Origin of the sequence: Amycolatopsis kentuckyensis, from assembly GCF_002155975.1 — a bacterium.
GTDB lineage: Bacteria > Actinomycetota > Actinomycetes > Mycobacteriales > Pseudonocardiaceae > Amycolatopsis > Amycolatopsis kentuckyensis.
In genome coordinates this window covers 1-1,925 of the sequence record NZ_MUMI01000878.1, presented here as the reverse complement: position 1 = coordinate 1,925, position 1,925 = coordinate 1, and the positions used below count along the sequence as shown (strand labels likewise).

Here is a 1,925-nt window from a genome sequence, read left to right as displayed (position 1 = left end):
ATGCAGGACCACTACAACCTGCTGGCCCGCGAAGAAGAGCGCGAGATGATCCCGCTCTGCCTGGACGAGGGTGTCGGCACGATCGTCTGGAGCCCCCTGGCCCGCGGCCGCCTGGCCCGCGCCTGGGACGACGCGAAGTCGACGGCCCGCGCCGGCACCGACGGGACCTACGCGGACCTGCTGTACTCGTCCGCCGAGCCGGACCGCGCGATCGTCGAGGCGGTCGGGAAGGTGGCGGCCGCGCACGGGGTGAGCCGCGCGGCCATCGCCTTGGCCTGGCTGCGCCGCCAGCCGGTCGTCACGGCTCCGCTGGTCGGCGCCGGTTCGATCCAGCAGATCGACGACGCCGTGGCGTCGCTGGACGTCGAACTGACCGACTCGGACGTGCACGCGCTCACCGCGCCGTACACGCCGCGGTACGACTGGCAGGGCGTCTCGGACGAGGCGACCATGGCGGCACTCCGCGCGCGCGTCCCGGGGATGGCGCTGACCTGAGATTTCCCTTGTGGCGCAAGGGTTTCATGCGGAAGAAGATCACCCGATCCAGCGATAGCGTTCGCACAGATGTTCGGTAGTTTGGGTCGTATGGCTCCTACCACCCACGCCGTCACGGTCCGGCGAAGACCTTCACCGCAGCAGTTTCCGGATCTCCGCCACCGCGGCCCGGCCGGCCCGGTTGGCCCCGACCGTGCTCGCCGAGGGCCCGTACCCGACCAGGTGCAGGCGCGGTTCGAGCACCACCCGCGTGCCGTCCATCCGGATGCCGCCACCGGGTTCGCGGACGTGCAGCGGAGCGAGGTGGTCGATCGCCGCGCGGAACCCGGTGGCCCACAGGATCACGTCGGCGTCGAACCGCTCGCCGTCCGGCCAGACGACGCCGCGGGGCGTGATCCGCTCGAACATCGGCCGCCGGTCGAGGATCCCGGCCGCACGGGCAGCCCGCACTTCCGGCGTCACGGCCAGATCGGTCACGCTGACAACGCTTTCGGGCGGCAGCCCGGCCCGCACCCGCTCGTCGACCTTGGCGACGGCGCTGCGTCCCCAGTTCTCGCTGAAGGGCTCGTCCCGCCAGACGGGCGGCCGACGCGTGACCCAGGCGGTCGCGCGGGCGAGCGGCGCGAACTCCATGAGCAGCTGCACGGCGGAAGCCCCTCCGCCGACGACGACAACCCGTCGTCCGCGGAGGGCTTCGGGCCCGGTGTAGTCGGCGGTGTGCAGCTGCTGCCCGGCAAAGGTTTCCTGGCCGGGATAGCGCGGCCAGAAGGGCCGGTCCCAGGTCCCGGTGGCACTGATGACGGCCCGCGCCGCCCACGACTCGGCAGGGCTCGAGACGACCAGCCGCTCCCCCGCCCGCGTCACGGACTGGACGTCGACGGGCCGCAGAACGGGAAGGTCGTAAACCCGTTCGAACCGCGCGAAGTATTCGGAGACGACTTCGGAGGCAGGGCGAGTCACGTCGGGAGCCCCGAAGGCCATCCCGGGAAGATCATGGATCCCGTGAACCTTCCCGAGAACCAGCGACGGCCACCGGTACTGCCAGGCACCCCCGGCCCGCTTCCCGTGGTCGAGAACAACGAACCCGGTCCGGTTGCCGAACCCGGCCCGCCGCAGGTGATAGGCGGCGGACAACCCGGCTTGCCCGGCCCCGATGACCACAACATCCGTTTCGTGATCCGCGCCGCTCATAAAGGTTCCAACGACAACGGCGGCGGCGTATTTCGCGCCCTACATCACAGCGCCCCGGCCACGGTCGGGGCCTCCCTCCGCCCCACCCACTTGGCCCCCATCAACCGAACCAATGCGGGCGTTCCCAGCGCACCCGAGCCTTTCTCGCACCGGAACTCCAGCTCGGGCGTGACCAGCCTCCGTCCCGCCGTCCCCACTCGCCCCGCGAGCCATCCGGCGCGCATCGGTCCATCCGGTGG

At 71.4% G+C, this 1,925-nt stretch carries 2 protein-coding genes; one reads left to right on the top strand and one right to left on the bottom strand.

Annotated features, from left to right (window positions below; genetic code table 11):
- The coding region (locus CCN39_RS48855) for an aldo/keto reductase (protein WP_143264514.1) at nucleotides 1-495 on the top strand (495 nt) is incomplete at its 5' end.
- Nucleotides 496-627: 132 nt separating this feature from the next.
- Here CCN39_RS48855 and CCN39_RS48850 read toward each other — a convergent pair.
- Nucleotides 628-1,686 carry an NAD(P)-binding domain-containing protein gene (locus tag CCN39_RS48850; RefSeq protein ID WP_086854033.1) on the bottom strand — a complete coding sequence of 353 codons (1,059 nt, stop codon included), beginning with the start codon at nucleotides 1,684-1,686 and terminating at the stop codon, nucleotides 628-630.
- Between the last annotated feature and the right edge of the window lie 239 nt (nucleotides 1,687-1,925).